This is a genomic window from Burkholderia sp. PR2 (assembly GCF_052372875.1).
Taxonomy (GTDB): Bacteria; Pseudomonadota; Gammaproteobacteria; order Burkholderiales; family Burkholderiaceae; genus Burkholderia; species Burkholderia diffusa.
On sequence record NZ_JBQRWH010000001.1, the window covers coordinates 2,098,968 to 2,123,373 of the forward strand.

At 66.9% G+C, this 24,406-nt stretch carries 24 protein-coding genes and 1 riboswitch; of the genes, 10 read left to right on the forward strand and 14 right to left on the reverse strand.

Translation table 11 applies throughout. From position 1 onward, the window contains the following. The first annotated feature begins 181 nt into the window (after nucleotides 1–181). Nucleotides 182–1,207 carry a helix-turn-helix domain-containing protein gene (locus tag ACT2FV_RS09190; RefSeq protein WP_444503709.1) on the forward strand — a complete coding sequence of 342 codons (1,026 nt, stop codon included), beginning with the start codon at nucleotides 182–184 and terminating at the stop codon, nucleotides 1,205–1,207. Nucleotides 1,208–1,352: 145 nt separating this feature from the next. On the opposite strand, the gene ACT2FV_RS09195 is transcribed toward ACT2FV_RS09190, so the two are convergent. The 10 genes from ACT2FV_RS09195 to ACT2FV_RS09240 form a co-directional block, all read right to left on the reverse strand. Then, complete coding sequence (locus ACT2FV_RS09195; RefSeq protein ID WP_174909951.1) at nucleotides 1,353–1,781, reverse strand: 2-oxoglutarate dehydrogenase; 429 nt, start codon at nucleotides 1,779–1,781, stop codon at nucleotides 1,353–1,355. A gap of 44 nt (nucleotides 1,782–1,825) precedes the next feature. After that, a complete protein-coding gene (locus ACT2FV_RS09200) occupies nucleotides 1,826–3,676 on the reverse strand; it encodes a S10 family serine carboxypeptidase-like protein (protein ID WP_059608042.1) in 1,851 nt (616 codons plus the stop codon). Nucleotides 3,677–4,484: 808 nt separating this feature from the next. Continuing rightward, a complete protein-coding gene (locus ACT2FV_RS09205; RefSeq protein ID WP_444503710.1) occupies nucleotides 4,485–6,296 on the reverse strand; it encodes an ExeM/NucH family extracellular endonuclease in 1,812 nt (603 codons plus the stop codon). A gap of 189 nt (nucleotides 6,297–6,485) precedes the next feature. Beyond that, nucleotides 6,486–7,427, reverse strand: coding sequence for a copper resistance D family protein (locus ACT2FV_RS09210; RefSeq protein ID WP_444503711.1), 942 nt, complete (start codon nucleotides 7,425–7,427; stop codon nucleotides 6,486–6,488). Continuing rightward, entirely contained in the window at nucleotides 7,424–7,804 is a 381-nt protein-coding gene (copC, locus tag ACT2FV_RS09215; protein ID WP_444503915.1) for a copper homeostasis periplasmic binding protein CopC, read from the reverse strand. The genes ACT2FV_RS09210 and copC overlap by 4 nt, the downstream gene beginning before the upstream one ends. A gap of 14 nt (nucleotides 7,805–7,818) precedes the next feature. Continuing rightward, entirely contained in the window at nucleotides 7,819–8,166 is a 348-nt protein-coding gene (locus ACT2FV_RS09220) for a copper-binding protein (RefSeq protein ID WP_444503712.1), read from the reverse strand. 73 nt (nucleotides 8,167–8,239) lie between these two features. Then, nucleotides 8,240–9,535: a multicopper oxidase family protein gene (locus ACT2FV_RS09225; RefSeq protein ID WP_444503713.1), complete on the reverse strand. Its 1,296-nt coding sequence runs from the start codon at nucleotides 9,533–9,535 to the stop codon at nucleotides 8,240–8,242. A 1-nt stretch (nucleotide 9,536) separates the two neighbouring features. Next, nucleotides 9,537–11,168 carry a TolC family protein gene (locus tag ACT2FV_RS09230; protein WP_444503714.1) on the reverse strand — a complete coding sequence of 544 codons (1,632 nt, stop codon included), beginning with the start codon at nucleotides 11,166–11,168 and terminating at the stop codon, nucleotides 9,537–9,539. Then, nucleotides 11,165–11,458, reverse strand: a complete 294-nt coding sequence (locus tag ACT2FV_RS09235; RefSeq protein WP_444503715.1) for a hypothetical protein — start codon at nucleotides 11,456–11,458, stop codon at nucleotides 11,165–11,167. The genes ACT2FV_RS09230 and ACT2FV_RS09235 overlap by 4 nt, the downstream gene beginning before the upstream one ends. Before the next feature lie 88 nt (nucleotides 11,459–11,546). Continuing rightward, nucleotides 11,547–11,921 (reverse strand): hypothetical protein, encoded by a 375-nt coding sequence (locus ACT2FV_RS09240; RefSeq protein WP_444503716.1) that lies wholly within the window; start codon nucleotides 11,919–11,921, stop codon nucleotides 11,547–11,549. Nucleotides 11,922–12,186: 265 nt separating this feature from the next. On the opposite strand from ACT2FV_RS09240, the gene ACT2FV_RS09245 reads away from it, so the two are divergent. From ACT2FV_RS09245 to ACT2FV_RS09255, 3 genes are all read left to right on the forward strand, one after another. Then, the gene (locus tag ACT2FV_RS09245) at nucleotides 12,187–12,858 is read left to right on the forward strand and encodes a heavy metal response regulator transcription factor (protein WP_151049806.1); all 672 of its coding nucleotides are present in this window, start codon (nucleotides 12,187–12,189) and stop codon (nucleotides 12,856–12,858) included. Continuing rightward, complete coding sequence (locus ACT2FV_RS09250) at nucleotides 12,855–14,270, forward strand: heavy metal sensor histidine kinase (RefSeq protein ID WP_151049808.1); 1,416 nt, start codon at nucleotides 12,855–12,857, stop codon at nucleotides 14,268–14,270. Before ACT2FV_RS09245 ends, ACT2FV_RS09250 begins: the two co-directional genes overlap by 4 nt. Before the next feature lie 139 nt (nucleotides 14,271–14,409). Then, nucleotides 14,410–14,593: riboswitch (yybP-ykoY riboswitch) on the forward strand. Nucleotides 14,594–14,677: 84 nt separating this feature from the next. Next, nucleotides 14,678–15,688, forward strand: a complete 1,011-nt coding sequence (locus tag ACT2FV_RS09255) for a sodium:calcium antiporter (RefSeq protein WP_444503717.1) — start codon at nucleotides 14,678–14,680, stop codon at nucleotides 15,686–15,688. An 18-nt stretch (nucleotides 15,689–15,706) separates the two neighbouring features. Here the strand turns inward: ACT2FV_RS09255 and gstA are convergent, their stop codons facing one another. Further along, nucleotides 15,707–16,345 (reverse strand): glutathione transferase GstA, encoded by a 639-nt coding sequence (gene gstA, locus ACT2FV_RS09260; protein ID WP_444503718.1) that lies wholly within the window; start codon nucleotides 16,343–16,345, stop codon nucleotides 15,707–15,709. Nucleotides 16,346–16,482: 137 nt separating this feature from the next. Between gstA and ACT2FV_RS09265 the strand changes: the two genes are divergently transcribed. The 3 genes from ACT2FV_RS09265 to ACT2FV_RS09275 are packed head-to-tail and all read left to right on the forward strand — an operon-like array spanning nucleotide 16,483 to nucleotide 17,482. Further along, nucleotides 16,483–16,839, forward strand: a complete 357-nt coding sequence (locus ACT2FV_RS09265) for a winged helix-turn-helix transcriptional regulator (RefSeq protein WP_124905964.1) — start codon at nucleotides 16,483–16,485, stop codon at nucleotides 16,837–16,839. 21 nt (nucleotides 16,840–16,860) lie between these two features. Continuing rightward, the gene (locus ACT2FV_RS09270) at nucleotides 16,861–17,229 is read left to right on the forward strand and encodes a hypothetical protein (RefSeq protein ID WP_444503719.1); all 369 of its coding nucleotides are present in this window, start codon (nucleotides 16,861–16,863) and stop codon (nucleotides 17,227–17,229) included. Between the two features lie 49 nt (nucleotides 17,230–17,278). Next, nucleotides 17,279–17,482: a hypothetical protein gene (locus ACT2FV_RS09275; protein ID WP_444503921.1), complete on the forward strand. Its 204-nt coding sequence runs from the start codon at nucleotides 17,279–17,281 to the stop codon at nucleotides 17,480–17,482. 12 nt (nucleotides 17,483–17,494) lie between these two features. Here the strand turns inward: ACT2FV_RS09275 and ACT2FV_RS09280 are convergent, their stop codons facing one another. From ACT2FV_RS09280 to ACT2FV_RS09290, 3 genes are all read right to left on the reverse strand, one after another. Beyond that, nucleotides 17,495–18,415, reverse strand: coding sequence for a LysR family transcriptional regulator (locus tag ACT2FV_RS09280; RefSeq protein ID WP_151049816.1), 921 nt, complete (start codon nucleotides 18,413–18,415; stop codon nucleotides 17,495–17,497). A 137-nt stretch (nucleotides 18,416–18,552) separates the two neighbouring features. Continuing rightward, nucleotides 18,553–20,013 (reverse strand): NAD(P)/FAD-dependent oxidoreductase, encoded by a 1,461-nt coding sequence (locus ACT2FV_RS09285; RefSeq protein WP_444503720.1) that lies wholly within the window; start codon nucleotides 20,011–20,013, stop codon nucleotides 18,553–18,555. Between the two features lie 222 nt (nucleotides 20,014–20,235). Then, a complete protein-coding gene (locus ACT2FV_RS09290; RefSeq protein WP_059447616.1) occupies nucleotides 20,236–20,580 on the reverse strand; it encodes a cupin domain-containing protein in 345 nt (114 codons plus the stop codon). Nucleotides 20,581–20,777: 197 nt separating this feature from the next. On the opposite strand from ACT2FV_RS09290, the gene ACT2FV_RS09295 reads away from it, so the two are divergent. The 3 genes from ACT2FV_RS09295 (at nucleotide 20,778) to ACT2FV_RS09305 (ending at nucleotide 24,288) form a co-directional block, all read left to right on the forward strand. Further along, a complete protein-coding gene (locus tag ACT2FV_RS09295) occupies nucleotides 20,778–21,668 on the forward strand; it encodes a helix-turn-helix transcriptional regulator (protein WP_444503721.1) in 891 nt (296 codons plus the stop codon). 165 nt (nucleotides 21,669–21,833) lie between these two features. Further along, nucleotides 21,834–22,784, forward strand: coding sequence for an agmatinase (gene speB, locus ACT2FV_RS09300; protein WP_151049822.1), 951 nt, complete (start codon nucleotides 21,834–21,836; stop codon nucleotides 22,782–22,784). 22 nt (nucleotides 22,785–22,806) lie between these two features. Beyond that, on the forward strand, nucleotides 22,807–24,288 hold the full coding sequence (locus ACT2FV_RS09305; RefSeq protein ID WP_444503722.1) for an aldehyde dehydrogenase family protein: 1,482 nt from the start codon (nucleotides 22,807–22,809) through the stop codon (nucleotides 24,286–24,288). The last annotated feature ends 118 nt before the right edge of the window (nucleotides 24,289–24,406 follow it).

A 24,406-nucleotide genomic window follows, 5' to 3' on the forward strand; every position in this document is an offset into this window, starting at 1 on the left:
CGGCGCCGGCGCGATGCGATGCGTTGTGTTCCGTTCGTGCCAAAGGTATTGCGCCAGCCGGCTTTTCACTATCGGATTTCGGCAAGCGAGGGTTTCTTCGGGGAATCGGGCCATCGGGGTTTTTGACCGGCTCGTGCAGCGGCTACAATGCATCGATCCGGCCCGCCCCTTCCCGACTCCGATGACGCCGTCCGCCGATCCGAGCGATTTTTCTGGCGCCCCGCCGTTTGCGCGAACGGTGGCGTTCTGCGCGTTCACCGACGTGGAGGAACAGGCGCGGATCTTCGACGGCTGGGATCTCAACTACACGCAGATCTCGGGCGGCCTGTTTCATGGCTCGTCGTCCATCGTGTCGCTCGGCGGCATCCGGCTCCTGGTCGAGGACCTCGACAAGGTGATCCTGCAGCAGGGCGCGGTGCCGTCCGACCGCATCGCGGTGGCCGTGCCGCTGGAACTCGAAGGCCATGCACGCATGTGCGGGGAGAAGAGCGGGCGCGACAGCCTGCACGTGTTCTCGAGCCAGCCCGTGTTCGAGTTCTATTCGCCCGACCGGCACGTGCTCGTGAACGTCGAGATCGAACCCGACAAGCTGTCGACGGAGGCGATGCGCACGCTCGCCGCGTCGCTGCGCGCGCGTACCTTCGCGCCGCTGATCCCGATAACGCCCCAGGTCGCGGACCGCTTGCGCGACCTGCTGCGCCACACGATGGCCGCGGCCGCGAAAAGCACGCCGGTCGAGGACGTGACGACGCAGGAGCGGATCGAACTGCTCGAGCGGACCGTGCTGTATGCGATTTCCGAAGCGATGACGATGCCCGCGCCGGACGCGGACGCCCTCGCGACGCGGCGGACGAAGTACTGGTCGCTCGTGAACGCGGTACAGGAGCGGCTGCAGGATGCGTCGACGTGCCCGCTGTCGATCGCCGAACTGTGCGTGCAGCTCGGCATCAGCCGGCGTACCGCGCAATACGCGTTCAACGACACGCTCAACCTGAATCCGATCGCCTATCTGCGCGCCGTCCGGCTGAATCACGTTCGCCGCGAGCTGCGGCTCGGCGGGTCCGTGACGTCGGCCGCGACGAAGTGGGGCTTCTGGCACCTGAGCAGCTTTGCGCAGGACTACCGAGCGATGTTCGGCGAGTTGCCGTCGGCGACGGCGCGGCGTTACGCGCACCGGGAAGCCGAACACCGATCACGTGATACGTGACGCGGCTTCGCGTTGCCTGCGCATGAACCGAGCTTCCATGAAGAAAGCCGCGGCCGGACTTGCGCCGCGGCGGGCTGAAAGCAGGCCGCCTCAGCAGGGAGCGGCCGGCACCGGCCACCACCCTGCGCACGACCTCGCTACGCCGTCACTCCTGCTGTTCCTGCTCCGCCTGCACCTGCCGCTGCTGGATGAACTGCCGCACATCGCTCATCGTCACGCGACCGGTGTGTTTCGCATCGATCTCGTCGAAGTGCTTCGCGACGAAGCCCAGCCCGCTGCTCTGCGCCTGCGCTTTCGTCACCGCCGCGCCGTTGCTCAGCACCGTGTTGCCGCCGAGCCGGGCGTCGACGCGCCGCTGCGCCTGCTGCTGCAGCGTCGCGCCGGTCGACGGCAATACCGGCGCCACGCGGGTCGAAGGAAAGAACGGACCGTCGACACCGTGCCCGCCGTGCGGCAGCTTCACCGGTGCCACCGCCTGCGGCGGCAGTGCATGGGCGCTGCTCATCACGGCACCGAGGACGATCAACGCAGACATACGCCGCATCAAGTTGATTAGGGACATGATCACTCGCATTCAATGGATGAATAGAGGGTTCCTTTTCGCAAGGAGTCCGTCGTTTACGGTGCCACCGCCAGCGTCGTCGCGGCCGTCGCGCCCGGCACGCTGCCGGTCGGCGTGCCGGCCGGATTCTCGTCCGGCCACGGCGGCGGCAGCGTGCGCAGCGTCAGCGCCGTCGGAATCCGCCTGCCTTGATAGAAGATCTTCAGGTCGCGCTTCATCTGCGGACGGGCCACGTCATCCAGATACGTCATGTGCCCGCCCTGGAAGAAGTTCACCTGCAGCTTCGGGTTCAGGCCCTTCACGGTCTGCAGCCGCGCGAGTTGCTTCTCGGTGTTGAAGAACGGCGTCGCCAGATCGTGAAGGCCGTTTTCCGCGAGCACCCGGAGCTTCGGATTGAGCTGCAGCGCGCCGAGCAGATCGGGGATCGAGTCGGGCATCGGCTGGCCGTCATGCGAGAAGTCCCACACCTGGATGATGTTGTCGTTCAGCGGCAGGTAGGTCGCGTTCGGCGCGGTGTAGCCGAGGTAGTCGGGCATCTGCGTCGCGAGCGCGTTCGTGAACGGCTGCGAGATCAGGATGTCCGACGGATCGCCGTCCGCTTGCAGTCGCGGATCCGAGTTCGGCAACGACACACGTCCGTCGTAGCGGCCGATCGTCGTGCCGGGCAGCAGGCTCGTGCCGAACGGATTCGCGTTGAAGTAGCCGCGCAGCGCCTGCTGCGTGAGGCTCGACGGCAGCGACCACAGCTTCAGCGTCGCATCGCTCGGGAACACCGGCGTGCCGAGCGCATCCGGAATGCCGAGCTGGCTCAGCACCCACGACTGCGAATACTGCTGCAACTGGTTGTAGATCAGCGTCGTGAACAACTCGGTCTGCAGTGCATACAGATACGGGTTGACCGGCGCCGGCGACACCTGGTTGAAGTACGCCGCTACCGCTGCATAGCCGGGCAGGTAGCCGGCCACGGTATCGGTCTCGAGCAGCAGCCCTTCGGTCGACTGCGTGATCGCCACCGCTTCCACCGCATCGGCGAAGTAGTTCAGGATCGACGACTGCAGCACGATCCCGGTCAGGTGCACGCCGGCCGATTCGAGCGCCAGCGCGAGCATGTCGGTACGCGGCGTGCCGTATGACTCGCCGTACAGGTAGATCGGCGACGTGCCGCGGCTGTTGACGGTCAGGTAGCGCTGGATGAAATCGCGCATGATGTTGACGTCCGCGTCCGAACCCCAGTACTTCTGGTTGGTGTTCGGCAGCACGGCTTCCGACAGCCCGGTTCCTGGCGGGTCGATGAACACGAGGTCGGTCGTGTCGATCAGGCTTTCCGCGTTGTCGACGAGCGGATAGTTCGGCCAGTTGTTGCCGAACAGCGGATCGGGCGTGGCGACGCGCGTCGGCGCGAAGGAGCCGAGGCGCAGCCAGATCGACGACGATCCGGGGCCGCCGTTATAGACGAACGTGACGGGGCGCGGCTTGCCGTTCGTGCTCGGCGCGGTGTACGCGACGTATGACATCGACGCTTCCGCGTTGCCGTTCGCGTCCTGCGCGGTCAGGTGGCCCGTGGTCGTCGTGTAGCTGACCGTCGTGCCGCCGGATTTCCACTGGTAATGCATCACCGCCGCCTTCTCCGAGACCTGCGCGGCCGCGAGGCCGTCGGTCGCGTTCATCGAATAGGCGACGGGGTCGACGTAAGGCTGGTTCGCCGCCGGCGACTGGCTGTCGGCCGCCGCTTGCGCGCTGGCCTGCTGGCTGGCGGTGGCCTGCGCGAGGCTCGACGCGCCGACCGACGACGAATCGTCGCCGCCGCAGCCCGCGAGCACGAGCGTCACGACGGTCAATGCGCCTAGCCCGGCCGGCCAGCCGCGACGCGCGCGGCGGCTGCCGGTACTGCTCCTGTCTGGTTTCATCTCTGTCCTTGGGTCGGATACCGCTTCACACGGGCCGCCATCGCCGGCGAAAAACGCGCAGGCATACCCGCCACTCGCGTTGCACGGTCGGCAGACGGCGGTTGGGGACTGGATTTCTTCGAGAGACTGAACTTGATACAGACACAGCAAACTGCTGGCGGAGAATGATGCGGGTAACGCCGCCCCCTTTGCAGTTTCAACGACTTATCGTATGACCAAAATTTACGACATCACAAAAATAGGTGGTGCTGCGCTGCGTTGTCAAAGATCATTCCGATATTAAAAAATCTCTTATGATGCAAACGGCGATCAGTGTCTGGCATTTGAAAGAAAACACGATTGTTCGCACCCGGCTTGTTATATGAGTCGTTTTTATTGGAATGCGGCTGCGTTTCCGCATGTTGGGCAACGCTTCCAGACTTCGCATTGCGCATGGACGCCCTTCAAATCGACAGGATTTTTCTTTCATTTTAATTATCCCGAATCGATTGGCGCGATTCAATGAATAAAAATCGGCATTGTCCAAAAAATACCGATTCCGATTATCTCCCGGACACGCCATGGAATTATTTACCCGGCATTGGAATTAAACCGCGGAGTGCGCCAAGCGGCATTGATGCGTAATGCGAAGGCATTCGCAATGAAGAAGCCGTCATTCGCGCCACGCATTCCGGATCGCATGACAGCGATCGCGAATCGGGCACCTGACGGCCGAGGGGGAGAGAGGCAGCGCGAGCGGCACAAGCACCGCCCGCGCGACGACGTGCGCCAACGTCGCACGCCGTACTTCAGACATTCGAATAAGCGATCAGCGCCCGTTGCCCGGCAACGCGATATCGATCAGCACCGGATCGTGGTCCGATGAACGATACGCATCCGGCGCGTAGAACGTCTTCTGCTGCTCGGCCGACTTGTACGCGAGCGTGTATTGCAGCGCGAGCGGCTCGTCCGCGTTGATGTGCCATTCGTGCACGGCCTTCACGTGCGATGCGAGCGGCAGCGACGCGAGCGCGTGATCGAGGTAGCCGGCTTCGCCGTTGTACACGTAGCTGTACGCATTGGCGCCGATCCAGCGCGACACGAGGTTGCGGTAGCCGCGCGATTCGAGCAGGCGGATCGGGTCTTCATACGTGTAGCTGTTGAAGTCGCCGATCAGCAGCGTGCCCTGCCCTGCGACACCCGTCGGGTTGCCGGCGAGCCAGTCGGCCAGCTTCGCGGCCGCGCGCGTGCGCGTCGGATTCCAGCAGCCCTGGCCGTCGCCCTGGTCGAGGTCGTCGTTCGCGGCATCCGGGCAGTTCTTCGACTTCAGGTGATTGACCGCGATCGTCAACGCCTGCTTGCCGCCGATCCGGCGGAACGACTGCGCGAGCGGCTGGCGGTTCTTGTCGTCGATCGCGAGCGTCGACGCGCGGCCGACGGGTTCGACCGCGCGGCTGTCGTAGATCATCGCGACCGTGATCGCGTCGCCGCCGAGGCGCGACGTGCCCGGATCGACGACGCGCCAGTTGCTGCCGAGCTTCGCCGCGAGCTGACGCACCGCGCTCAGTTCGCCGTAGCCGTTGTTCTGGATTTCCATCAGGCCGATCACGTCGGCGTCGAGCGCCTTCAGCGCGCTGACGATCTTCGCTTCCTGGCGCTGGAATTCCTGGTAGTTCTTCGCGCCGCGGTTGTTCGGATCATCGAAGCCGCCGCCGAGACCGTTGCCGTTGAAGTAGTTGAGGACGTTGAACGACGCGACGCGCAGGTTCGATTTCGGATCGCGCGCCGGTGCGTTGGTGCGCGGGTTCGAACGCGTGTCGAAAGCAGGCGCGGCCGCGCCGGGCAGCGGCTGCACGCGCCATGCGCCGTAGCGCACCTCGAGCACGCCTTCGACGTCGCGCACGGTGTAGCCCGAGCGCAACGTGTTCGCGGCCGACAGTTCCGGCGCCGGATACGGCACGGTCGCCGGGTTCTGCTTGTTCGAGCCGTCGTCGAGGACCAGCCGGTTGCGTGCGTTCGCATCGATCTGCGTCTGCGCCTGCGACGGCGGCACCACGCTCGTCGGTGTGCGCAGGCGGCCGTTGCTCAGCAACACGCTGCCGTAGCGACCGAGTTCGTAATTTTCGGCGACGGTGAGCGTCTGTGGCAGGCGCACGCGCATCCCTTCATATGCGGCGAACGCGTTCGGGTTGTCGACCGGCAGCGAGAGCGTCGCCGGCGTGACCGTCTGGTTGTTCGCGCACACCGCGATCGCGCCCGACAGCGTGAGCTGCGTCTGCCCGTATTTTTCCTCGACCTTGCCGGTCACGTGCACGAGATCGCCGGCCTTCGCGCGCACTTTCGGCGCATAGACGAACAGGCCTTCGGATACGCCCGGCTGGTTGCGGCGCTGCGCGTCGGCCTGCTGGACGAAGAAGCCGCCGAAGCCGTCCGTGCCGCCGAAATCGGCGGTGACGACCGCTTCGATCGACACGTTCTGGCCGGCGAGCGGCGACGGCGCGCCGGGCCCCTGGATGTCGGCGATCGGCGTCGTGCTGCCGCCGCAGTTCGGACTGACGGGAGCGGCGGTGGCGGCGAAGACCGGTGCGGCAAGCGTGGGCAGCAGCAATAGCGGGGCAAACAGGCGGATTGTCGAGCGCATGACGGGGAATCCCGGTTGTGAGGATCGCGAAAGCTTAGCGGCGCTCGATGACAGTTGTTAGTAACCAGAAGATAGATAGATGTAATAATCCGACATCGCGCTCACGGTCGGAAAGCGGGAAATCGTCTGACCCAAACCGCCGCGGTTGCGACGACTTCCCGATACCGGCTTCGCCTGCCGACCGTGGCGCTAAACCGTCCCCGGCAACGCGCTCGACACGAGCACGGCGGCCACCATCAGCGCGCCGGCCAGCACAACCGCCTCGATCCGCAACACCGCGCCGAACCGTCGCAACAGGTCGGCCGGCGTCGCGGCCGCCGGGTCCTTCAGCGCGGCCAGCAGCTTCGGCATCTCGAAGAACCGGTTGTGTCCGCCGAGCGCCGCCGCGATCAGCACGAGCGCGAGCTTGAACAGCAGGATCTGCCCGTACGTCGACCCGAGCAGGTTCGCGGGCGTATCGACACCGCGCCAGCCGTTGTAAGCGCCGGTCGCGAACAGCACGATCAACGCGTACGTCGACGCATCGGACAGCGACTGCACGAACGATGCGCCGGTCGTGCGTTCGCTCGCGGGCATGCCGGCAAGACGCGGCATCACGCCGAACGCCGTCACGAACACGAGCCCGACCCACGCGCTGATTGCCAGCAGATGCAGCCAGTCGACCCACACCGGTACGCTGAACAGGCCCGCGTCGACCGGATGCCCGCCGTTGCTGCGCGCGAGTGCGACACCTGCGAGCGCGGCCCACATCGCGAACGGAAAGCGCGTGTCGTTCGCACGCCGGAGCAACGACAGCAGCACGACGACGGCCGTGAACACCGCGCCGGCCAGCCACGCGTGGCCGAAGCCGGTGCCGGCGAGCATCGCGCGGACGGCCGGCCAGGCGTCGCGCATCGACACGTCGCTCATCAGCGCGCAGTGCGCCCAGAACGCGGTGATGCTCGCGAGCAGCGACACGATGGACGCGATGCGCAGCGTCGCGACGAGACGCCGCGCGATGCCGTGCTGCCACGCCGACTCGCCGCGCGCGAGCCAGTGGCTGCCGAGCAGCGCGCCGACGATGACGGTGAACCCGGTGTTCTGGATCGCCACCGACACGAGCCGCAGAAGGCCGACGAGGCCCTCGTTCACCCCTTCACCCTGAACGAATAGGTGCCCTTGGTGCGATGCGCGTCGGCCGTCATCGCCACCCACTGCACCGTGTACGCACCGGGCGCAAGCTTCGGTATCCCGACGGTCATCACGCGCGGATTCGACGCATCGACTTTCGCCTTTTCGTGCGCGACGGCATTGCCGTTCGCGTCCGACACCTTCACCGAGCTGAACGCCGGTTCGAGGTCTTCGTTGAACGTCAGCCGCAACGTGTCGGGCGCGGTGTCGACCGCGCTGCCCATCGCCGGTGCGGCGCTTTCCAGCTTGCCGTGCGCGAATGCCGCGGCCGGCACGGCGGCGGCGATCGCGCCGGCCGCGGCGAGGGCGGCCAGCCGCCCGAGCGTGGTGATTTTCATGGTCATGCCCGGCGTCACGGCTTCTTCAGCTCGACGACGGTCAACGTGCCGCCCTCGTCCTCGGCGACGAAGTCGACCTGGTCGCCCACCTTCACCTGCGACAGCATCGCCGGGTCCTTCACCTTGAACGTCATCGTCATCGCGTCCATCCCGAGGTTGTCCAGCGGGCCGTGCTTGATCGTCAGCTTGCCCGTGCCCGTGTCGATCTTGCGAATCTCGCCATGCGACATCTCGTGCTTTGCGGCGGCGCCCCGCATCGCGCCGCCGCTCATATCCATGCCGGCCATGTCGCCGGCCGCGTATGACGCGGCGGAAAACGCCAGCATGCAACCCGTTGTAATCGAAACCAGTTCCTTCTTCATCGTGCGTTCTCCTGAGTGAATGAAACGAAAACCGGCGGCCGCATCCTCACGGCCGCCGCATGCTGCCCGCGGCTCAACCGTCCGGCAATTCGCCGGTGTATTCGTACGCGACGGTGCCTTTCGGATGCCGGAACCAGCCCGGATCGCGATAGTCGTTGCGGCCGAGCCCCTGCCGGACCTTCAGCACCGTGAACATGCCGCCCATCTCCAGCGGCCCGAACGGGCCGGTGCCCGTCATCATCGGCAGCGTGTTGTCGGGCAGCGGCATTTCCATGCCGCCCATCGCGCCGCCCGTGCTGCCCATCGCCATGTAGTCGGGCACGAGCTTGCCGATCTTCTTCGCGAGGTCCTTCTGCGGCACGCCGATCAGGTTCGGCACCTGATGCCCCATCGCATTCATCGTGTGATGCGACTTGTGGCAATGGAACGCCCAGTCGCCCGGGCGATCGGCGGTGAACTCGATCGCGCGCATCTGGCCGACGGCGACATCCGCCGTCACCTCCGGCCAGCGCGCCGCCGGCGGAATCCAGCCACCATCGGTGCCGGCCACCTCGAAGCTGTAGCCGTGCAGGTGGATCGGATGGTTCGTCATCGTCAGGTTGCCGAAACGAATCCGCACGCGGTCGCCCGCCCGCACCGGCAGCGGGTCGATGCCCGGGAACACGCGCGAGTTGAACGTCCACATGTTGAAGTCCGTCATCTCGTTCACGCGCGGCGTGTAGCTGCCCGGATCGATGTCGTACGCGGCGAGCAGAAAGACGAAATCGCGATCGACCGGCATCGTCGCGCGATCCTTCGGGTGCACGATGAACATGCCCATCATCCCCATCGCCATCTGCACCATTTCGTCGGCATGCGGGTGATACATGAACGTGCCGTGCGCCTCCAGCTGGAACTCGTAGACGAAGGTCTTGCCCGGCGGAATGTGCGGCTGCGTGAGGCCCCCGACACCATCCATCCCGTTGGGCAGCCGCAGCCCGTGCCAGTGGATCGTCGTGTGCTCGGGCAGCCGGTTCGTCACGAAGATCCGGACCTTGTCGCCTTCGACGGCCTCGATCGTCGGGCCTGGCGACTGGCCGTTGTAGCCCCACAGGTTCGCGTTCATCCCGGGCGCCATCTCGCGCACGACGGGCTCGGCCGTCAGGTGGAATTCCTTCCAGCCGTTCGTCATTCGCCACGGCAGCGTCCAGCCGTTCAGCGTCGCGACGGGCGTGTACGGGCGGCCGTTGGGCGGCACGAGCGGCGGCTGCGTGCCGGCCTTCGCCATCGTGGGCGCTTCGGGCAGCGACGCCGCGCCGGCCTTGCTGACCATCGCCGCACCGAGCAACGCGGCGCCCGAGCCGCTGAGAAATTGTCGACGGGACACCATGTCAATGACCTTCCGGATGCGTTGCGGGCGCCGGTTGCGCCACGGGTGAAGAAGCCGGCTGCGGTGCAGCGTCGGTCGTGGGTGCGACGGGCGCGTCCGCGGGCTGCGTCGGCTGCGTCGGCTGCGTTGGCTGCGTTGGCTGCGTCGGCTGCGTTGGCTCCGTTGGCTCCGTTGGCTGCATCGACTGCATCGGCTGCATCGGCTGCATCGGCTGCGTCGGCTGCATCGGCTGCGTCGGCTGCGTCGGCTGCATCGGCTGCGTCGGCTGCGCGGTCGGCAGCCGGCCGCCAACGGCCGCCTGCAGATCGGTTTCGGCGAGCCAGTAGTCCTTCAGCGCATCGATGTAGCCGTTGACCGCGCCGACCTGTTCGCGCGCATCGGCCAGCAGCTCGAACACGCTCGCGAGCATCCCGTTGTAGCGCAGCAGCAACTCGTCCGAGATCGTCTTGCGCAGCGGCACGACTTCGTCGCGATAGTGCTTCGCGACGTCGTAGCTCGTCGTGTATGCCGCGTACGATTCGCGCACTTCCGAGCGCGCGTCGATCGCCGTCTGAGCGAGCCGGTTCGCCGACTGCATGTAGACGGCCTCGGCCCGCGCGACCTTCGCGCCGCCCCAGTCGAACAGCGGAATCTCGACGCTGATCTCGTAGCCGTGCTCGTGCCCCTTGGATGTCTCGTAGTTGTTCACGTAGCCGAGATCGACCGCGTTGACGAAGCGCGTCGCCTTGCTGAGCCCGAGCGACGACGCGACGCCCCGCGTCTGCAGCTTCGCGGCCTGGATGTCGAGGCGGTTGCTCATCGCATAGCGTTCGAGATCGGGCAGATCGGGGCGTGCCTTCGGCAGGTCGGGCAAGCGCTCGGGCAGCGCGTACCGCGTGCGCTCGCCCCACAGCCCCATCGCGCGCGTGAGCTTCTCGCGCGCGGCCACGGCCTGCTGCCGCGCCTTCGCCTGCTGCGCGACAGCATCCGCATGGAACGCCTGTTCGCGTGCGTAGTCGAGCCGGCTGAAGTTGCCGGCCTGGCGCATGCGCAGCGCGAGTTCGGCTCCGGCGCTCGCGGCGTCGCGAACCTGCTGCGCATAATTCGCGGCCTGTTCGGCCGCGACGGCTTCGACATATGCGCGGCGCGCGTCGGCCGCGACCCTCAGCATCGCGTCGGCGGTTTCGAGCCGAGTCTGCTCGAAACGGCGGCGTTCGATGTTCGTCGCGAGCGGCAGCGTCAGCAGCGCGAACACGTTGGCCGAGAACGTGCGGCCGAGGCTCAGTTCGCCGTCACCGGCCCGCGTGCGGCTGAACGAGAAGCGCGGGTTCGGCAGCCGGCCGGCCTGCACGAGATCGGCCTCCGACAGCCCGAGTTCCGCGTACGACGCCTGCAGGCCACGGTTGTTCAGCAGCGCGAGCTGCACCGCGTCGTCCATCGACAGCGGTTTCTCGAGCAGTTCCTTCGTCCGCTTGTCGACGGCTGCACGGTCGGCGTCGGTCCTGACGATGACGGCGACCTTCCCGATGCGCTCCGATGCGACGGACGACACGGCGTCGAAGCCGCCGTCCTTCGAGAATGTCGTGCAGCCGGCGAGGAATGCCAGCACGAGCACGGTTGCGCCGAACCGCGGTGAAATCGCAAGTCTCGTCATTGCGCGGCCCCTCCATGCATCGAATGGGCCGCGCCGGCTGCCGCATTTTCGGGTTTCGCGTGTCCGGTGGTACCGCCCTTCCCGGGCCGCGCCATCACGTCCCGGTTCAGTTGCTTCCAGCCCGGGCCTGCGTCGTCCTGATACGGCACGTAGCCGTCGAACGCGGACGTCACCGTGACGTCCGGCACCGGCGCAGCCGCGTCGGCCGGATCGGGAAAGGCGGTTTGCGCGGGCGCGAGCGACGGCACGAGCGCCGCCGCGCCAAGCAGCGCCGCAGTAATCAATCGCATGGATGTTTCTCGTCGTGAGTCGTGCGGCGGATGTCGAGCGTTCGCCGGCACGGTTTGCGGATCGCGGCCGGTCGGCCGCGGACACGGACTAGACGGGAATCCGGCGCGGCGGCCGATCGATACCGCCGGTCAAGAACGACACGACGACCGTCGACGGCGCGAACGTGACGACCGCGAGGCCGACGTCCGACGTAACGGACACGGCAGGCACCTCCGCCATGCCCGAGCCCAAACAGCAGGACCCGCAGGCGGAACAAGGCGCCTCGTGCCGTGCGTGGTCGCCGTGCTCATGCCGCTCGCCGTGCGCGCTCGGCATCGCATGCGACGCAGCCTGGGCCTCGGCACCGGCCCCCGCATGCGGCGCGGCGGCACCCGCGCACTGCGTCGACACGGTCGCGAACGACTGGATCGGCACGCACAGCGCCAGCAGCACAACGAGGATGAATTTGCGCCAATACGACATGGATGCGGAATCAGGCAGACGGTGACCGGATGAACGGGAGCGGCGCCGCGACGACGCGCGCCGGATACGAGACGGCCGCAGCTTATCGCCGCCGGCGTGACGACGACATGGCCGAAACATGACGGAATTTTCATGAAGTACGGCGACGCATCGCACGCGCGCTTCATGAAAATTCCGTCATCCGGCGGTCATCTTTCGCGCACGCGCTGCGCCGTAAGCTCACGCGTTACACTGACCGGCTGGAATCACGAACGCCTGCTCCACCATGCGGATACTGATAGTCGAAGACGAACCCAAGATGGCGTCGTACCTCCGCAAGGGGCTGACGGAGGCAAGCTACACGGTCGACGTGGCCGAGAACGGCCAGGACGGGCTGTTCCTCGCGCTGCACGAGGATTTCGATCTCGTCGTGCTCGACGTGATGCTGCCGGAACTGGACGGCTTCGAGGTGCTCCGGCGGCTGCGCGCGCAGAAGCAGACGCCGGTGCTGCTGCTGACGGCCCGGGAAGCGATCGAGGACAAGGTCACGGGGCTCGAACTGGGTGCCGACGACTACCTGCTCAAACCGTTCGCGTACGCGGAGTTCCTTGCCCGCATCCGTTCGCTGCTGCGGCGCGTGCCGCGCAATTCCCGAGAGATCCTGCACATCGCCGATCTCGAAGTCGACCTGATCAAGCGCCGCGTGCGGCGCGCCGACGCCCGCATCGACCTGACCGCGCAGGAGTTCGCTCTGCTGCAGCTGCTCGCGGAACGCGAGGGCGAGGTGTTGACGCGCACCTTCATCACGTCGCAGATCTGGGACATGAATTTCGACAGCGACACGAACGTCGTCGATGCGGCGATCAAGCGCCTGCGCGCGAAGATCGACAACGCGTACGAGAAGAAGCTGATCCACACGATCCGCGGGATGGGCTACGTGCTCGAGGATCGCGCATGAAAGGCGGCCCCGCGCCCTATTCGCTGCTCCGGCGCCTGACGCTCGCGTTCGCGGTCGTGGCCGCGCTCGTGTTCGCGCTGACCGGCGCGTACCTGTATCGCTCGCTGTCCGCCGAGTTGACCCGGCGCGACGATATCGAGATCGCCGGCAAGCTCAACCAGTTCCTGCAGCTCGCGCGGGCGAGCGGTTCGACCGCCGCCGTGCGCGCCGATCCGGCCGTTTTCCATGAAGTGCTGCTGTCGCATCCGGGCGTCTATCTCGGCATCTACGACGGCGCGAACCGCCCGCTCGTCGAACACACCGACGAAGCCGGCCATACGCTCGCGTCGGTGATCGCGCGGCCGCAGCCGGCCGGTGCAGCGGGCGCGGCGGCCAGCCCATTCACGTGCTCGCCGCCCGGCATCGGCACGTCGCGCTGCGTCCGTGCGCGCGCCACGCTGCCGTCGGGCGAAACCATTCAGGTTGCGCTGGCGCGCACGGCGGCGGATCGCCAGTCGCTGCTGGAAAGCTATCGCGTCGACATCTGGCTCGCGGCCGCGCTCGGCGCGCTCCTGGTCGGCGCGCTCGGCTACGCGGTCGCGTCCCGCGGTCTGCGTCCGGTCGAGAGCCTCGGCCGGCAGACGTCGCGCATCGAGGCGCACAACCTGGCCGCGCGCCTCGATGCGCGCGGCGGCCCGATCGAGCTGCGCGAGCTCGCCACGTCCGTCAACCGGATGCTCGACCGGCTCGAGCGCGCGTTCGTGCGGCTGTCCCAGTTCTCGTCCGATCTCGCGCACGACATGCGCACGCCGCTCGCGAACGTGATCAGCGCGTCGCAGGTCACGCTGTCGCGTGCCCGCACCACCGAGGAATACGAAGCGCTGATCGATTCGAACATCGAGGAATGCGAACGGCTGCAGCGGATGATCGAGAACATGCTGTTTCTCGCGCGCACGGACAATGCGCGGCAGCACCTGAAGACCGCCGAACTCGACGCCGGCAACGAGCTGCGCCGGCTCGCGTCGTATTTCCAGGCGCTGGCCGACGAGGCCGGCGTGCGCCTCGACGTACACGGCGCAGCGCCGGTCGTCGCGGACGCGACACTGTTCCGGCGCGCCGTCAGCAACCTCGTCTCGAACGCGCTCGAACACGCGGAAGCCGGATCGACGATCGAGCTGGCCGTATCGCCCCGGCCCGGCTACGCGGTCGTCGAGGTCACGAACCGCGGCGTCGCGATTGCGCCCGAACAGATCGAGCGGATCTTCGAGCGCTTCTACCGGATCGATTCGTCGCGGCACGGCGCGGCGCGCAACACCGGGCTCGGGCTCGCGATCGTCAAGTCGATCGTCGAGCTGCATCGCGGCAAGGTCGAGGTCGTGAGCCGCGACGGACGGACGACCTTCGCGCTTCACTTCCCGGCCCGCGTTTCGTGACACGCGGATGACGCCGCCGCGCGAGCATGCCGATTGCTTCCCGATACTGCATGGGCATCCGTCACAAGACGGCTTGACCGCACGCATGAATGGATATGGCCGCACGCGCTTGCCGAAAGCGGCCAGCTCGGCTAGACTGCCCTTCGTCTTTGGGGAGTAGCCTGCTTTCCATCCCCCGGAAAGCGAACGCGTCAACACACTCGGCCTGCGGCCGTGGCGCGTTCGGCCTAATCGGTCTGGCGAGACCATCGACGCATCGCGTCGTTCCTGGTCGGACGTCGGCAGATGCGTCATGGTTCGTCCACGTCCGACCACGGAGTCCCCATGTTCCTTCCAGACTTCCCCCTGCGTTTCGTTCGCCGCGTCCGTTCCGCCACTGCCTGCGTGCCTGCCTGCGGAGGTGCCGCATGACGTTGATGCTCGTCGAACTGGCGGTCATGCTGATCGTCATCCTGATCGCCGCCGAACTCTTCACGAATGCGCTCGAACATCTCGGCGAGCGGCTGAAGATTTCGGAAGGTGTGACCGGCTCGCTGTTCGCCGCCGTCGGCACCGCGCTTCCCGAAACGATGGTGCCGCTGCTCGCGCTCGCGGGCGGCACGTCGAACGCGGCCGTGAACGAGGAAATCGGCGTCGGCGCGATTCTCGGCGCGCCGCTGATGCTCGCGACGCTGACGACCTTCCTGATGACGATCGCCGTGATCCGCTCACGCGGACTGACCGGCACGATCGCGCCCGAGCGCACCGGCTTCGTGCGCGACCTCAATTACTTCATCGCCGCATTCGCACTCGCCACCATTGCCATGTTCGTTCCGCATCACGTGTGGGCGGTCCGCGCGCTGCTCGCCGCGATGCTGGTCGGCATCTACGTGACGTACGTCCTGATGACGTTCCGCGCGTCGACGCAACTCGTCGATGCCGGGCACGGCACCGAGGCGCCGCACGCGATGTTCCTGTCGCGCGTCGGGCTGCCGACCAACCTGGCGACCATCGCGCTGCAACTCGCGCTCGGTGTCGCGCTGCTCGCCGGCGGGGCGAAGGGCTTCATTCACGGCGTCGAGGGTGTGTCGCACCTGCTCGGCATCTCCGCGCTGCTACTGTCGCTGATCATCGTGCCGATCGCGACGGAATTGCCGGAAAAGGTCAACAGCGTGCTGTGGATCCGTCGCAAGAAGGACACGCTCGCGTTCGGCAACATCACCGGCGCGATGGTGTTCCAGGGCACGCTGCTGCCGGCGATCGGCATCATGCTGACGCCGTGGGAACCGCGCCCCGAAGTGCTGACCGGCGTGATCATCACGCTCGCGGCGGCGGTGTGGCTGCGCGTCAATGCCCGCGCGCGCGGGCTCGCGATCTGGGCGTTACTGGCAAACGGGGCCGGGTATGTCGGCTATCTGTTCGTGACGCTGACGCGCTGAACGCGCGACGCGCTTCAATCACGACACATCGGGCCGGGCGTCGGCCTGCAGCACCTGCTGCACGGCCGGCCGCGCCCGCACCCGCTCGTACCACGCGCGCAGGTTCGTGTACCGGCTCAAGTCGATGTCGGCGTTGTACACCGAACGCATCCAGTCAGCCTTGCCCCAACCCGTCAGCGCGAACAGGTACGCATCGGCGATCGTGAACGTGTCGCCCGTGACGAAGGTCTTGCCGTCGAGCTGGCGGTCGATCCATGCGAAGCGGCTGTCGAGCTTCTGCCGCGCCGGGTCGACGTATTTCCCCGCCTGCACCGCGTACAGCAGCGGGATGAAGCCCTTGTGGATCTCGGTGCCGAGAAAGTTCAGCCATTCCATCAGCCGGTAGCGCGCGAGCGTGCCGTACGCGGGTGCGAGCCCCGCGTCGGGGCGCAGGTCGGCGAGATACTGCGCGATCACCGGTCCTTCGCGCAGCATCGTGCCGTCGTCGAGTTCGAGCAGCGGCACGTAGCCGAGTTCGTTGACGTCGTAATAGTCGCGACCGTCTTCGATCCGGTGCTTGCGCGCGTCGACCGTGACGATCTTCGCGTCGATGCCCGCTTCGCGCAGCACGATGCGAATCGCCTGCGAGCAACTGCCGGGAGCGTGATAGAGCTTCATGTGTTTCCTTGGTTGGGTGGTTCGACTCTCGATTCGCCGCGACGCGGGCGCTAATATCTCGCATCGGCGCAGCGCTGAGAAGAAGGCAGTCGTTTGTGCCGTAGTCACAAAAAAGTTACCAACTGGGGTTCAGCAGGATGAAAACGAGTGCGACAGGATGTTCCGTGGAAGAAGCGATGCGCCTGCTCGGCGGCCGCTGGCGGCTGCTGCTCGTGTCGTATCTGCTCGACGGCCCGAAGCGCTTCAGCGACCTGCGCCGCGACATGCCGGGCATCTCGCAGCGCATGCTGACGCTCGATCTGCGCGCGCTCGAGGACGCCGGGTTCGTGCGGCGCACCGTGTATCCGGAAGTGCCGGTGCGCGTCGAGTACGATCTGACTGCGGACGGCGACCGGCTGCGGCCCGTCGTCGACGTCATGCGCGAGTTCGGGTTGTGGCTGAAGGCGCGCGATGCGCACTGCGAGGTTGAAGCGGAAGCCGCGCTGCCCCGATAACCCCTCATCGAGAGAAACATCATGGAACTACATGCCACCGTCGGCGCGGCAACGTCCGACATCGACGACGACGAAAGTTGCGCGAACATCTATTGCCACGACGCGGCGCAGAATTATTGCTTCTCGCTGCTGCGCTTTCCGGAGGAAACGTCGATCGAGGTGATGGTGCTCGACCAGCTCACCGCGCACGTGAAGGATCTGACGGTGCGCCTCACGGGCGACACGATCGAAGTCGAGCTCGATGAGAGCACGGCCGCGCGTCTCGACGGCAACACGCATTACGTGATTCATCTCGCGCCCGGCGAGCACGATCCGGTCGTGCTGCGTGCCGCGCTCAAGGAAATCTTCGACGGCAAGAGCGGATATCGCGACGACAGCGCAAGCACGTAACCCGCCCTGCCCGGCACGCGTTCACATCTCGCGCGTTCGCGCTTCGCACATGACGCGTGCTACGCGATTCCAACCGCTTCTCCTGCGCTGCGCGCTGCTGGTCGCGTGCTGCGCATCGATAGCCGCCGCGCATGTGGCCAGGATCTCGACCTGCATCATCTGCGCGAACTACGTCACGTCGACGGGTTGGGCGCTCGCGGGCAGCCTGTCGTACGGGCTGCTGGTCGGCAAGGTCGAACGCATCGATGCCTGAGCAGGTGCCGCGCTACGCGGCCAGCGCGACCGCCTTGATGTTGAACGCGCGCAGCAAATCCTCGCAGAACGCGTCGACGATCGGCCTGTCGCTCGCGCTGCGCTTCATCGCGAGATGCAGCGGCACGTCGAAGCTGAGCGTCGCGCGGCCGATGGCCTTCACGAGCCCGCGCTGCTCGAACGGCTCCGCGTAATGCGCGGGCAGATAGCCGAGATGGCCGCCCGACAGGATCAGGATCGTCGCGGCCTCGATGCTGTCCGCGCTCGCGGTCACGCGCCGCTCCGGCAGCGGATACTGCTCCTCCGGCACCGGATAAGTGCGCCATACCCAGTCGTGCGCCTGCAGGTCGTCGGCCGACACCGGCCATGACGCATGAAACAGCGGATGGCCGCGCCCGCAGTAGATCACCTGTTCCTCGGTAAACAACGGCGTGTAGTCGAGCCCCGGCACGCGGTGCCAGAAATACCCGATCGCGAGATCGAGCTGGTTGTTGACGAGACTTTCCTCGAGTTCCTGCGGCGACGCGACCTTCATCGAAAACGTGACGGCCTGGTCGCGCTTGCGGAACGCGCCGATGGCATCGGCCAGGCGCGCGTTTTCGACGAGCGGCGCCTGCCCGATCAGGCCGATCGACAGTGTGCCGACCAGCTTGCGGTCGATGTCGCGCACACGCGCGACGAACTCGGACGTCGCCGCGACCAGCGTACGTGCCGTGGCCGCGAAGCGTTCACCCTTCGACGTCAGCCGAAAGCCGCCGCGGCCGCGATCGCACAGCTTGAAACCGACGCGCGCTTCCAGTGCGGACAGCTGCGTGCTGATCGTCGACTGCCGCACGCCGAGCGATGCCTCGGCGGCCGTGATGCCGCGTGCGTCGACGACGGCGAGAAAGACCCTGATGAGCCGGAGATCGAGATCGGTGGTATTCGAAAACATGCTTCGAGCCGCTGCGCCTGAGCGCGTTGTCGGGCCGGCGCGACACCGGCCGTCTTTGCCGATGAACCTTGCCGGACGCGCGCCGCCATCGGCAACGGCACGCGCCATACGCGTCGCTCGCGGACATCGCGCGTCGCCTACATCGGGAAGCCCATCGCCTTGATCCCGTTTATCCACGCGCGCTTCCAGCCGCCTTCGGCATCCGCGCCGTCGAACGCATGGAACGTGATCTTCGCGGCGACCCAGCGCATCGGCTCGGGCGGGATGTAGCTCGGGCTCTGGTTCGCGATGTCGAGCTTGCGTTCCGGGCTGTCGCGATCGAACAGGATGTTCAGCCCCATGAACGCGCCGAACCGGCTCGCCGCGACGCCGAAACCCGTGTAGCCGGCGACGAACACGGCCTTGTCGCCCAGATAGCGCTTCGCGAACACCGAGCCGCGCGAGCAGTAGTCGATCGGGCCGCCCCACGCGTGCGAGAAGCGCACGTCGGCGAGCTGCGGGAACGTGCGGTAGAACGCCTCCGCGAGCCGGTAGTAGGTTTCGCGCTCGCCGTCCTGGTGCGGCTCGGGATCGCCGTCGAAGTGATAGCTGACCAGCCCGCCGAAGATGATGTTGTTGTTCTTCGTCAGCCGGAAATAGTTCAGCTGTGTGCGCGTGTCGTACACGCCCTGGCGATTCTTCCAGCCGATGCGCGCGAGCTGTTCGTCGGTGAGCGGCTCGGTCGCGAGCACGTGGTCGCGCACCTGCATCACCCGGCGGTTGATGTCGGGAATGCCGACCTTCGCCGTGCCGCTGCCGAACACGACGCGCGGCGCGCGCACGCTGCCCTTCGGCGTCTTCACGTACACCGTGCCGCCTTCGTCGGTCACCTTCGTGAGCGGCGTGTGTTCGTACAGCTTCACGCCGAGCGACAGCGCCGCGCGCTTGAGCCCCCACGCGAGCTTCGCCGGATGCACGATGCCGCTGCGGTTGCGCGACCACAGTGCGCCCGCGAACAGCGGCGAGTTCAACTGTTCGAGCGTTTCGTCGCGATTCAGCAGCACGACGTCGTGTCCGTATTCGCGATGCAGGTCGTAGTCGCCCTTCAGGTGCGCGATGTGCTCGGGGTCGACCGCCACCGTCATCTCGCCGTTCCACTCGACGTCGGCGTCGATGTCGTAGCGCTTCAGCGTTTCCTCGAAGCCGTCGAGGTTGCGATGGCCGAAAGCCTCGAGCTGCGCGATGTCGTTCGGGAACACGCGCACCGCGTTCGGCAGCCCGTGCATCACCGACGTCGAGATGATCCCGCCCGCGCGGCCCGATGCGCCGTGCGCGACCTTGCCGGCCTCGATCAGCACCACGTTCAGGTGCGGCATCTGCTCCTTCGCCTGCACGGCCGCCCACAGCCCCGTGAAGCCGCCGCCGACGATCAGCAGGTCGGCCGTCGCGTCGCCGACGAGTTCCGGCTCGGTGGCCGGTGCGGCCGGGTTGTCGAGCCAGTACGGGAACAGCTTCGTATTCGCGAGCGCCTCGGCGGCGCTCAGTGCGACCGGTGCGCGACGCGCGGCGTGTGCGTGCGCCGGTGCGGCCCGTGTTGCTTCGTTGACTTCCATTTCCATGATCCCAGCCATTCCACGTGATCGCAGCCCGCACGGGTCGAGCGTGCGCGGCGTGCCGCATTCGCCGATTTCGCCGATGGCGACTTGCGGCGCACGCACCGCAAGTCGCAATATGTCCTGTCGGCAAAAGCGCGACGGACTTCGCTTGCGGTCGATCGAAAACGCAACCGCCGGCGGGCCCGCGTCAATCCGACGACGACACCCCGGCGGCGGTCGCTCACATCACGACTTCTCGAGCAGCACGTAGAACTTCTTCGCGTCCTCGATCGTCTCCCAGCGGCCCGCGAAACCGGCCGGCAGCAGGTACCCCTGGCCCGGCGTGAATTCCTTCCGGTTGCCTTCCACGTCGGTCAGCGCGATCCGGCCCTCGACGAGCCACACCGCCTCGTCCGCCGCCGTTTCCGGAAACTCCACCGAGCCGACCTTGCCTTCCCACCAGCCGATGAGGTAGCTGCCGCTCTTGCCTTCGGCCGCGCGCCAGTCGCTTTCGTCCATCCCGAAGTCGAGCTTCGTGAATTCGCCAATGCCTGCGCCGAGCGGCAGGATGTCCTTGATCAGTTTGGTCATCTGAATCTTTCGTCTCTGGATTGAAAAAGCAGAGACAAAGTTACTCATTTACACTGCCCCGGTATGCCCCCCTTCGGGGGGGACAAGTCGCGTTTTCCGGGGTGCGCCAGGTCGCAGGACGCCATACCGCATTTCCCCCTAATGACGTTTCGGACTTCGGACGCTAAAATCGCGGCCGCTTTTCACCGGGGAACCGCATGCTGCTCAACGTGAACCCCTCAGACCGCGACACCGACCGCTTCGTCGTGTCGTTCAAGGCGCTGGGCGAGCTGATCGAGACGGTCGGCACGCCGCACTTCGTGCCGCGTCTCACGCAATTGCTGAACGACGTGGTACCGCTGGACGTGGCGCACGTCGAACGTTCGCGCGTCGACGGCACGATGCCCACCGGCTACCGCTGCGAATGGATCGGCAGCAGCGGCATCGGCACCGCGACTGCCGCGATCTCCGACGTGATGACGCTCTACTACGAGCGCTTTCTCGACAGCGACCCGCTGTTCGCGGGGCTGCGCGGCAAGACGGGCACGATGCTGGTCGTGCGCGATATCGCAGCGATTCCGCCCGGCGAATTCCGCCAGCGGCTGTTCGACGACGTGCGAATCGGCCACGAATGCGTGCTCGCGCGCGGCACCCGCTACGCGCAGCATTCGATCGCGCTGGAACGCGGCCGTGACCGCCCGCCGTTCACGCTCGCCGAGATGAACCGCTTTCGCAACGTCAGCGACGTGCTGTTCCCGCTGCTCGAGCTGCACGCGTCGACCACCGCCGCGCGGCGCGTCGCGCATCCGACACCCGAAGTGCATCCGCTCGCGCAGTTCGATGCGCGGATCGCGGCCGACGGCGTGAAGCTGTCGAAGCGCGAATACGAAACCTGCAAGCATCTGATCTCCGGCAAGACCGTGCCGGAAACCGCCGACATCCTCGGCGTGCGAGTCGCGTCGGCCGAGTCGTACGTGAAGCGCGCGTTCGCGAAGCTCGGTGTGCGCACGAAGCGCGAGCTTGCTGCATGGGGCTCGGCCGCGCCGGCGTTTCGTGCGGCCGCGGCCCACGATGGCGACCGCGCGCCGCCGCCCGCGATCGCGCGCTGATCCGACCCGACGCCGACGGTCCGCCGACGGTCACGCCGCGTCGATGCGGCAGCGCCACTCGCATCGAGCGCCGTCGATGTAAACGTTGCGACTTCAAGATCTTCGCGTGCGCGTTCTCCTCTACCATCGGCCGATCGCTTTTCACCAGAAAGAGGAGACGGCCCGATGCAACGCGAACTGAACCAACCCATGGGCGGCAACGAGATGCCGCGCTTTGGCGGCATCGCCACGATGATGCGCCTGCCGCAGGCCGACACGACCGACGGCCTCGACGTGTGCTTCGTCGGCGTGCCGCTGGACCTCGGCACGTCGAACCGCTCGGGTTCGCGCTTCGGCCCGCGCCAGATCCGCACCGAATCCGTGCTGCTTCGCCCGTACAACATGGCCACGCGCGCGGCGCCGTTCGATTCGCTGCAGGTCGCCGACATCGGCGACGTCGCGACCAATCCGTACGACCTGAAGGATTCGGTGCGCCGCATCGAGCAAGCGTATGACGAGATCGTCGCGAACGGCTGCCGGCCGATCACGCTCGGCGGCGACCACACGATCGCATGGCCGATCCTGCGCGCGCTGCACAAGAAGTACGGCAAGGTCGCCGTGGTGCACGTCGACGCGCACGCGGACGTGAACGACACGATGTTCGGCGAGAAGATCGCGCACGGCACGCCGTTCCGCCGCGCGGTGGAGGACGGCCTGCTGCAATGCGACAAGGTCACGCAGATCGGCTTGCGCGGCACCGGCTACCACGCGGACGATTTCGACTGGTGCCGCCAGCAGGGCTTCACGGTCGTGCAGGCGGAGGCATGCTGGAACACGTCGCTCGCGCCGCTGATGACGCAGGTGCGCGAACGCATCGGCGACACGCCGGTCTATCTCAGCTTCGACATCGACGGTCTCGATCCGTCGTTCGCACCCGGCACCGGCACGCCGGAAATCGGCGGGCTGTCGGTGCAGCAGGGTCTCGAGATCATTCGCGGGATGAAGGGGCTGAACATCGTCGGCGCGGATCTCGTCGAAGTGTCGCCGCCGTATGATCCGACCGGCACCACCGCGCTCGTCGGCGCGAACCTCGCGTTCGAGATGCTCTGCGTGATGCCGGGCGTCGCCTGCCGCTAACCCGATCGACAGGAAAACGTTCATGTCCACCGCTGAGCTTTCCCCTTCCGCCACCGCCATCGTGCTGCCCGCCGCGCGCATCGCCGGCCGATCCGTGCACACGCATTCCGCTGAAGCCGGCGCGCCGATCTTCAATGCGTCGACCGGCGAGACGATCGGCTGGCAGGAATTCGCGACGGCCGCGCACGTCGACGCCGCGGTCCGCGCCGCGCGCGACGCGTTCGCCGCGTGGCGCGACACGCCGCCCGCCGAGCGCGGCCGCCTGCTCGCGACGATCGCCGCGCGCGTCGACGCCAACCGCGAACGCCTTGCGGCGCTGCAGATGCAGGTGAGCGGCAAGCCGCCGTTCGAGGCCGACGCCGACGTCGGCGACGTCGCCGCGACGTTCGCGTACTACGCGCAGCTGTGCGAGAACCCTGCGCTGTTCGCGGCCGAGCCGGTCGCGCTGCCCAGCGACACCGTTGCGGCCGAACGCTTTCACGATGCGGTCGGCGTGGCCGCGCTGATCATGCCGTGGAATTTCCCGATGGTCACGACCGCGTGGAAGCTCGCGCCCGCGCTGGCGGCAGGCTGCACGGTCGTGATGAAGCCGTCCGAACTGACGTCGCCGACCGAGCACGCACTGCTCGACCTGATCGCCGAAGCCGGCGTGCCCGACGGCGTCGTCAACGTCGTCAACGGCGGCGCGGAAGTCGGCGCGGCGCTGACCGAGCATCCGCTGGTCGACAAGATCTCGTTTACCGGCAGCACGGCCGCCGGCCGCAAGGTCATGCAGGCCGCGGCCGAGGACATGAAGCGCGTGACGCTCGAACTCGGCGGCAAGTCGTCGCTGATCGTGCGCGACGACGCCGATCTTGACGTCGCGGTGTCGCTGGCGGTGGCCGGTGCGTTCACGAACGCGGGCCAGATGTGCTCGGCCACCGCGCGCATCCTTGTGCACGACAGCGTGTACCGCCGCTTCATGGCCGCGTTCGAGACGGCCGTTCGCGCGCTCGTCGTCGCGCCGCCTTCCGCCGAACACGTCGCGATGGGGCCGCTGATCTCGGCCGCGCAGCGCACGCGCGTGGAGGCGATGCTCGAGCAAGGCATCGCGGCCGGCGCCCGCGTCGCGTTCAGCGGGTGCGTCGCCGAGGGGGGCGGCAACGGCTTCTTCATGGCGCCGGTCGTGGTCGCCGAACCGACCGTCGACAACCTGCTGTGGACTGACGAGGTGTTCGGCCCGGTCGCGTGCGTGAAGTCGTTCCGCACCGACGACGAGGCGATCGCGCTCGCGAACGACACGCGCTACGGGCTCGTCGCGACCGTCGTGACGCGCGACGCGGAAATCGCGAAGCAGTTCCAGGCACGCTTGCGCGCCGGGCTCGTGTGGATCAACGCACCGCAGCTCATCTACCCGCACGTGTGCTGGGGCGGTTTCGGGCTCAGCGGGATCGGACGCGAACTCGGCGTGACGGGCCTGCGCAGCTACCAGGAACTGCGCCACGCGATGCGCGCGATCGATTGACCGGGGCGGCCGGCCGAAGCATGCGATGCACGCTTCCGATGATGACGATGTCCGTGCGCGAATACGGCGTCGTCACGGTCGATGTGCCGCCGCTTCGGCCTCGGTATCGTGATATTCG

Coding starts and splice junctions, on each gene's coding strand:
- ACT2FV_RS09275 (WP_444503921.1), top strand. CDS start 17,279: ATGACGCGTGCTACGCGATTCCAACCGCTTCTCCTGCGCTGCGCGCTG.
- ACT2FV_RS09270 (WP_444503719.1), top strand. CDS start 16,861: ATGGAACTACATGCCACCGTCGGCGCGGCAACGTCCGACATCGACGAC.
- copC (WP_444503915.1), bottom strand. CDS start 7,804: ATGAAAATCACCACGCTCGGGCGGCTGGCCGCCCTCGCCGCGGCCGGC.
- ACT2FV_RS09205 (WP_444503710.1), bottom strand. CDS start 6,296: ATGCGCTCGACAATCCGCCTGTTTGCCCCGCTATTGCTGCTGCCCACG.
- ACT2FV_RS09305 (WP_444503722.1), top strand. CDS start 22,807: ATGTCCACCGCTGAGCTTTCCCCTTCCGCCACCGCCATCGTGCTGCCC.
- ACT2FV_RS09200 (WP_059608042.1), bottom strand. CDS start 3,676: ATGAAACCAGACAGGAGCAGTACCGGCAGCCGCCGCGCGCGTCGCGGC.
- speB (WP_151049822.1), top strand. CDS start 21,834: ATGCAACGCGAACTGAACCAACCCATGGGCGGCAACGAGATGCCGCGC.
- ACT2FV_RS09295 (WP_444503721.1), top strand. CDS start 20,778: ATGCTGCTCAACGTGAACCCCTCAGACCGCGACACCGACCGCTTCGTC.
- ACT2FV_RS09285 (WP_444503720.1), bottom strand. CDS start 20,013: ATGGAAATGGAAGTCAACGAAGCAACACGGGCCGCACCGGCGCACGCA.
- ACT2FV_RS09255 (WP_444503717.1), top strand. CDS start 14,678: ATGACGTTGATGCTCGTCGAACTGGCGGTCATGCTGATCGTCATCCTG.
- ACT2FV_RS09235 (WP_444503715.1), bottom strand. CDS start 11,458: ATGCGATTGATTACTGCGGCGCTGCTTGGCGCGGCGGCGCTCGTGCCG.
- ACT2FV_RS09195 (WP_174909951.1), bottom strand. CDS start 1,781: ATGCGAGTGATCATGTCCCTAATCAACTTGATGCGGCGTATGTCTGCG.
- ACT2FV_RS09250 (WP_151049808.1), top strand. CDS start 12,855: ATGAAAGGCGGCCCCGCGCCCTATTCGCTGCTCCGGCGCCTGACGCTC.
- ACT2FV_RS09290 (WP_059447616.1), bottom strand. CDS start 20,580: ATGACCAAACTGATCAAGGACATCCTGCCGCTCGGCGCAGGCATTGGC.
- ACT2FV_RS09225 (WP_444503713.1), bottom strand. CDS start 9,535: ATGGTGTCCCGTCGACAATTTCTCAGCGGCTCGGGCGCCGCGTTGCTC.
- gstA (WP_444503718.1), bottom strand. CDS start 16,345: ATGAAGCTCTATCACGCTCCCGGCAGTTGCTCGCAGGCGATTCGCATC.
- ACT2FV_RS09265 (WP_124905964.1), top strand. CDS start 16,483: ATGAAAACGAGTGCGACAGGATGTTCCGTGGAAGAAGCGATGCGCCTG.
- ACT2FV_RS09190 (WP_444503709.1), top strand. CDS start 182: ATGACGCCGTCCGCCGATCCGAGCGATTTTTCTGGCGCCCCGCCGTTT.
- ACT2FV_RS09220 (WP_444503712.1), bottom strand. CDS start 8,166: ATGAAGAAGGAACTGGTTTCGATTACAACGGGTTGCATGCTGGCGTTT.
- ACT2FV_RS09230 (WP_444503714.1), bottom strand. CDS start 11,168: ATGACGAGACTTGCGATTTCACCGCGGTTCGGCGCAACCGTGCTCGTG.
- ACT2FV_RS09240 (WP_444503716.1), bottom strand. CDS start 11,921: ATGTCGTATTGGCGCAAATTCATCCTCGTTGTGCTGCTGGCGCTGTGC.
- ACT2FV_RS09280 (WP_151049816.1), bottom strand. CDS start 18,415: ATGTTTTCGAATACCACCGATCTCGATCTCCGGCTCATCAGGGTCTTT.
- ACT2FV_RS09245 (WP_151049806.1), top strand. CDS start 12,187: ATGCGGATACTGATAGTCGAAGACGAACCCAAGATGGCGTCGTACCTC.